Here is a 7,143-nt window from a genome sequence, read left to right on the forward strand (position 1 = left end):
GGGCATCCGCGCTCAGAACGTTAACCGGATGCCCGCGCGACCGCCCCCACCGGAATAGGAGCTGCCGACGTTTGCATTGCCTTCGATGAAGCCCGAGAGCGGGCCACGCGACAGGACATTCATTCCCAGGGTCAGTTGCCCGTAGTCGCCGAGCCGCGAATCGATGACGTGCTGGCTGGTGCCGCCGCTGATCAACTTCACCCCATTTTCGCCCTCGAATTCATGGATATAATTGCCCGCGGCATACAGGGTGACGGTCGCTGCCGCGAGCGTCGTGGTGCCCCCAAGGCGCGCGCCAACCTTTCCGCGCAAACCGGTCGCCCTGTCGAAATCGAGTGTTTGGCCCAGCGCTGTCAGGTCGCCGATCGCTGTCGAAGTCCAGACAAGCCCGGCGGCCGGTTCGACGAAGAACTTGTCCCCGCCCAGCCGCGCACCCGCATCGATCGCAGCCCCGAAAGCGTCGGCATTGCTTCGATCCGACCATTTTAGCGCATTGCTCGAGACCTTCACCGCGTAATGGTCATATTTGAGGAGTGCGTTGGCGAAGAAGGCGCCCTTGCGCAGCCCGGCATAGCCGCCGACGTTGATCGCGTCATAGGTGGCGCGGTCGCCATCGGCCTGGAAGCGCTGCTTCGAGCTGACATAGCCCGCCATCACGCCGGCATTGATCCCGTTGCTGCGGAAGGCGTCATAGCCGAGCTCCCCACCGTAATAATCCTGGCGATAGCCGAGATCCTGCGACGCGCCGCCGGCGGTCGAGCTTGCGTCGCGCGTATCGAAGCCGCCGAACATCTGGCCCCACAGGCGGCCGCCCGCATCCCTGGTGTCGCGTAGCTCGGCCATGTGGCTGGTCCAGCTTTCCGACGATTTGAGCCAGATCGCCTGCGTGCCCTCGGCCAGCTTGCCGAGGCGATAGACCGGTGCGCCCGGCGTCGAAACGAGCCCGAAGCTCTTGCTCGCGGCGTTGTAGGCCACGCCGTACTGGATCAGCCCGACTGATCCGTTGGCCACCTTGAACGCGTCGGGCGCGCTACCCGCACCGGCCGTCACCAGCGTCAGCGGTTCGGCCGCCAGGGTCGCATTGGCCGGGGTGAGATTGGCGAGCAGGATCGTGGTCGAGCCCGTCGCCGCGCCGGCGATCACCAGCTTGTCCGCCTTGCCTGCGCCAATATCGAGACCGATCCGGGCGTCGCCGTTGCCGACATAGGCGCCGGGTATAGTCAAGACGTCGCCCGCAGCGCCGCCGCGCAGATCGATGAGCCCATTGTTCTTGAAGGTCTCGAGGCCGGCGAGGGTCACGGTTTGCGGCCCAACTGCCGCCGTTGCCCATGTCGCGGCGGCAGTTCCGCGGAACTGTATGGTGCCGGTATTGATCAGCGTGTCGTTGCCATCGCCGAAATCGGTCCCGGCGCCCAGGATCCAGGTTCCGCTGTTGGTGAGGCTGTCGTCGTAGGAAAGCGTGCGGACATCGCCGTTCAGCGTGCCGCTGTTGGTGATGATCGCCCGGCCCGAATTGACCTGGATCGCCAGCCCGTCACCCGTGATCGTACCGGCATTGTCGATATGCGCGACGCCCGGCGCGGCCTCGGCGACGCGGACGCTGGTCTCGTCACCGCCCTGCCAGGGGCCGGCCGCGTTCGCCACGAGCCCCACCTTGCCAGACACCGTCGCCCCCTTGGCGATGGCGACCGTCACATCGCTGCCGGTGATTTCGACGCCATTGCCGTTGGCCGAGGCGACCGTGCCCGTGATCGACAGGCCGGCCTCCTGGCGAGTGACCAGCTTGATCGCCTGCGCGTCGGCCGCGATGACCGTCCCGACCTTCGCATCGATGACCCCTGTGCCGAGAGCGAAGATGCCCATCGCGCCAGCGCCCTCGACCTTGATCGACCCGGCGGTGATGGCGAAGTCCCGCGGCGTTGCATCCCCGGCAGCACTTTCGCCATCCTCGTCATCATCCGGATTCTTCACCCAGATGCCGTGTGCCATCGCGCCGATGGTCGTGATGCTGCCGGCATCGATGATGACGTTGCCATAGCCCTGCGCCACCAGGCCGCGCGCATCATCTCCCTGCGTCACGACCGTGCCGACATGGAGGTCGATGTCGCCCTTGCCGAGCGCGACCACGCCATTGGCGCTGACGCCGGCGGTCTCGACCCGGACGGCGCTGACATGGGCGATGCCCTGCGAACCGATCGCGAGCACGCCGTTGGCATAGTCGCCCGAAGTGGAGATGTGGTCGGCATCGACGCTGACCGCGGTAGCGCCCTGCGCGCGAATCGCGGTCGCGAACAGGCCGGTAGTGGTCACAGAGCCTGCCGAGATCGTGTCGGTGCCGGTATAGCTCACGCTGATGATGCCGTTGCCGAAGGTACCGTGCGATTCGATCGTTCCGGCATGGACCGAGACGTCGCCATTGAAGCTCGACGCCTGGATGCCGCTGCCGCTCGCAGTGATCTGGCCGACATCGACCGAGACGTTGCCTTGCACGTTGCGCGCGATGATCCCGTTGGCGGCAAGGCCTTTGGTCTCGATGTCGCCGGCCTTGATATCGAGATTGCCGGCATAGTTCACTGCGCGAACGCCCGCGCTATAGTTGCCGCTCGTGTGAATGCTGCCGGCGTCGACGAAGACGTCTCCCGTGTCGCCCGACGCATAGATCCCGTGGCTGAAATATCCGGTGGTCGAGACGTTGCCCGCATGGATGCTGACCGTGCCGGTGCCGAGATTCACGCCCCGGACGCCATCGGCATAGTTGCCGGTGGTGGAAACGCTGCCGGCCTCGATGTTCACCGCGCCGGCGATGCTGCCGGCATAGATGCCCCAGCTGGTATCGCCGCTGGTCGCGACATGATCCGCCGACACGTTGGTGGTGCCATTGGTGAAGTTGATCGCGTCGATCCCGTCCGCGCTATAGCCGGCGGTCGCGATGTCGCCCGCCTTGATATCGACCACGACATCGGGGCCGAAGTGGATATTGCCGTAATAGACCTCGTCGGCGGGAGGGCGCTGGCCGCCCTGCGCGTCGATTCCGGCCGAGAAATCCCCGCTGGTCACGATGCCGCCCATGTCGATCGACAGGCTGCCCTGGCTGCTGACCGCGTGGAGGCCCTTGGCAAGATAGCCCGAGGTTTCGACCGTATCGGCGTGGATCGCGATCGCGCCCGAATAGCCAATGACATCGATACCGCTGGCACCGTACCCGCTGGTGGCGACATGGCCTGCGTCGATCGTGATGCCGCCCGAAACGCTGCGGCCGACGACGCCATGCGCCTCGCTGCCCTCGGTCCGCACGTCGCCGATCGCAATCGTCAGGTCGCCGGCATCAGTGACGCCCGCCAGGCCGATAGAGCCGGTGCCATGCGTAGTGATCGACCCACCCGAACCGTTGATCTCGACCCCGCCCGTCCAGTTGGTGACGGTGATGCCGCTCTGATAGTCGCCGCTGGTTTCGACGGACAGTCCATCCTCGAGGTGGACGGTCAGGTCTTGCGGCGCTGCATCGGACGCGATCGGATAAATAATGCCGTTCGAGAAAGGCGCGGCGGCGAGCGAGCAGGTCACCTGACCCAGCACCGGAGCCCCGCACGCGTTCTGCGCCAGCGCGGCGCCCGGCATGAGCAGCAGGGCGGCGGCGACTGCGGAAGCGCAGGTGCTGATGCGGAGACTGCGGCGAAGCTGTGGCCGGAAAGCGAGAGCGGTAGCGGTAGCGGTAGCGGTACGAACCAGATGCGGCACTGAAGAACTCTCCTGATTTTTGCGACCTGCGCGCGCGCCTGAAACGAAAACGAAAAATACGCGCGGTACCGGCTTCATGAGGAAGCCGACCGCGCGCACCCGACGGGCGCACGCCCAATTTTTGCGAAAACGCGATCGGCGCCGCTGACTTCCCGACGCGGCAAGCCCGCCCACGAACACCTCGTGTCCGTGATCTGACGAGCATCGCCGCGCCGTCGCCGGCACCATTCGACCCTGTTTCCTCGGCGCGCAGCAAACCCGTTCACCATGCTCCAGGGCCAGTGTGAGATTGTTGGAAGATGTGGGCGCGGGGTCCGGGGACCTCCTCGGCTGCCGATAGCCGTCTATGAAGCGGGGCCGGTGCCCCCCCTCGTTGCATTGCTGAGGAGATCACCGGTCGGCTGCGTCTTCTCTCATGGAAAGGCCTGTTCCGGCGTGTTGGAACGAACTGACGGGCACTTTGGAGTCAAGGCGTGAGTGAGGCAGCTTCCCCGGACGAATCCTGTATCGCCTTCGGGACCTTCCGTTACTTTCCAGCCCGCAATGTACTGACAGACGGCAACCATATTGTACCGCTGGGCGGACCCGAGACGGCCTTGCTGCTCGCACTGCTCGAACGACCGGGGGAGATCGTCTCGAAGGATGCGCTGGCTGCCCGCATGTGGCCAGATCGTACCGTCGCCGAATGCAATCTGCGCTGGCAGGTCGCCTCTCTGCGGCGCCGGCTGCGTTGCAACGATGCATGCCGTTATATCGCGACGGTATCCGGCCGCGGCTATCGTTTCGTCTGCCATGTGCGCTCGCATGATCCCGCATCGGCACCCGCTCCGATTCCGCTCCGGCGGACATCGCCGTCGCGCTATCGCAGGCCGATCGGTCGCGAACAGGAAATCGCCCGGATCGGCGAAGCGGTGGCGCGAAAGCGCGTCGTCACGGTCACGGGACCGGGGGGGATCGGCAAGACGCTGCTGGCGGTCGCTGCGGCGCAGATGCTTGAGCCCCGGTTCACGGGCGGCGCGGTCTATGTCGATCTCGCATCGGCCACCGGCCCGCAAGAGGTCGCACCGATGATTGCGCGCGCGCTCGCCTTGCCGCCCACCGCGGGCAACAATGGACAAGCGATGGTAGCGGCCTTGCGCGACCGGCAGCTGCTGCTCGTGCTCGATACCTGCGAGCACGTACTCGACGCCGTCGTGGAGATCGCCGCGGGCGTGGCCGAGAGCCCTGCCGGTGCGACGCTCCTCGCCGCGAGCCGCGCGCCCTTGGCGCTTGCGGGTGAGGTGGTGATACGCGTTCGCCCTCTCGCCGTGCCGCCGGAGGGCGAACCCCTCTCACAGGATGAAGTCGGCTGCTTCGGAGCCGTTGCGCTATTCCTCGATCGGCTCGACGCCCATGCCCCGCGCGACACCGACAGCCTATTATTGATTGCCAAAATCTGCCGTCGATTGGGTGGCCACCCCCTGGCGCTCGACCTCGCCGCCGGCCAGGTCGAGGCATTGGGCCTCAAGAGCCTAGCAACGTTGCTCGACGATAAGTTCGTGCTGACAATGTCTACGGCGCGTGCCGCCGTTCCCCGGCACCGCTCGCTCGAGGCCGCATTCGCATCAAGCTACGATCGGCTCGATGCCTGCGAGCAATGGCTGTTCCGCCAGCTCAGCTGTTTTGAGGGATGGTTCGGCTTGGCTGCGGTGCACGCGTTCGCGCCTGGGAGGCCGCCCGGTGAAAGGTCGCCGGGAACACTGCTGGCGAGCCTGGTGACGAAATCGATGCTGGCGACCGAGGAGGGTGAAAACGGATTCTGGTTTCACCTGCAGGGGCCAATGCGCGCATTCGCCGCGGACCTGCTCGCCCGCGCGAGCGAACGGGAAGACGCAGCGCGGCGCCACGCGCGGTGCGTGCTCGCAATTCTCGAACAGGGCGCGCCGCTGCCATTCATTGATCTAGGCAATATCGGCACGGCGCTCCTCACGGCCCATGCCGATCCCGAGCAGCGCGACCTCGCGATTCCCTTGGCGCTGGCGGCGGCACCGTTCTGGGCGCAGCAGGGGCGCGTCGAGCAATGCGCCACCGAACTTCGCCGCGCATTGACTATTGCCGAGCGTGTCGCACCCGCGACGCGCATGGCGCTGCAGTTCGAGCTGGTCGGCGCGCTGGGGGCGATTATCGGCCAAGGTCAGGAACTGACCACGACGGCGCACGCGCTGATCCTGTCGGCGACGGTGCTGGATTCGTCACGCCATTTGCTGCGCGGGTTCTGGGCCCTATGGCTCGACCGCATTAACAGCGGCGATGCGCGCGGTGCACTTGCCTTCGCCGAACAGTTCGAGGCGCTTGCCGTAACCATGCCGGACCGCAGCCATTCTGTCACCGCCGATCGCCTGATTGGCATCACGCTCCATCTGCTGGGCAATCAGCATGGCGCGCTGGAGCGGCTCGACCGCACGCTCGCATATTTCGCCTGGCCCGAGCGCAGTCTCGCCAACCTGCCCTATCAATATGATCAGCGCATCCTCGTGTTGGCTTATCGCGCGCGTATCGCCCTGCTGCTAGGCCAGTCCGACGGGGCGCTGCGCATGGCCGCGGCGGCGTTAGCCGAAGCGGAGGACATGCGCCATTCGCTCAGCATGATCTATGTGCTGGCGAGCAGCTATTGCCCGATCGCACTGCTGCTTGGGCGAAATGAATTGGCAGAGCGCATGATCGCGAAGCTCGTCGCGCTGGCGGAGGCCGAAGCGATTCCAACATGGTACGCCGTCGCCCATGGCTTGGCCGGGTGGCTTGCGGCGAGCCGGGGCACCGCCAGCTCTTCCGTGCTCATCGAAACAATCGCCCGCCTGCGCTCCCGCCCATTCGGCCCATTGCATGCGCTGGCGCTCGGCAGTCTGGCGGGCGCGCTTGCCGAACTGGGGCACGCAAGCGAGGCCGCTATTACGATGGACGGCACAATAGGAGAGGCAGATCAGGCCGGGGCGCATTGGTGCCTACCCGAGCTTCTTCGAATCAGGGCCTCGATCTCGACGCAGGGTTCCGATGCGCTGCTGGACAAGGCTAGGGATCAGGCGCGCGACCAAGACGCATTCTTCTGGGAGTCCCGCATCAACATGACTCGAACTCTACTGGTCGGTGCGACTCCGACTGCATGACAAAAATGTGCTTAACGGACGCGCGGACAAGCCATCAATACCCTGACCGGAGAAGCACCTGCATGACATGCGTTTCTCCGAACGATCGCTCTCCTTCAGAGTAGCGAGCGAGTAATTCTTCGGTCGTCTCCATGTCGTCATCCTGGGATGTCGAACGAATGTCCGCAAGTGGGGCGTTTGCCGTCATTCGACGCCTAGCTGAACGAACATGGGGTAATCGCGGGAGCGAGTTTCCCCGATCAGCGATGATGCGGAGGGTGGC

2 protein-coding genes are annotated in these 7,143 nt (G+C 65.4%); one reads left to right on the forward strand and one right to left on the reverse strand.

All coding sequences use genetic code 11. The features are described 5' to 3' along the window. Positions 1 to 12: 12 nt before the first annotated feature. Positions 13 to 3,738 carry an autotransporter domain-containing protein gene (locus IAG41_RS22490; protein WP_187730940.1) on the reverse strand — a complete coding sequence of 1,242 codons (3,726 nt, stop codon included), beginning with the start codon at positions 3,736 to 3,738 and terminating at the stop codon, positions 13 to 15. Between the two features lie 473 nt (positions 3,739 to 4,211). Between IAG41_RS22490 and IAG41_RS22495 the strand changes: the two genes are divergently transcribed. Beyond that, the gene (locus tag IAG41_RS22495) at positions 4,212 to 6,881 is read left to right on the forward strand and encodes a winged helix-turn-helix domain-containing protein (RefSeq protein WP_316251211.1); all 2,670 of its coding nucleotides are present in this window, start codon (positions 4,212 to 4,214) and stop codon (positions 6,879 to 6,881) included. Positions 6,882 to 7,143: the final 262 nt, after the last annotated feature.

Source organism: Sphingomonas sp. JC676, assembly GCF_014489075.1.
Lineage (GTDB): Bacteria > Pseudomonadota > Alphaproteobacteria > Sphingomonadales > Sphingomonadaceae > Sphingomonas.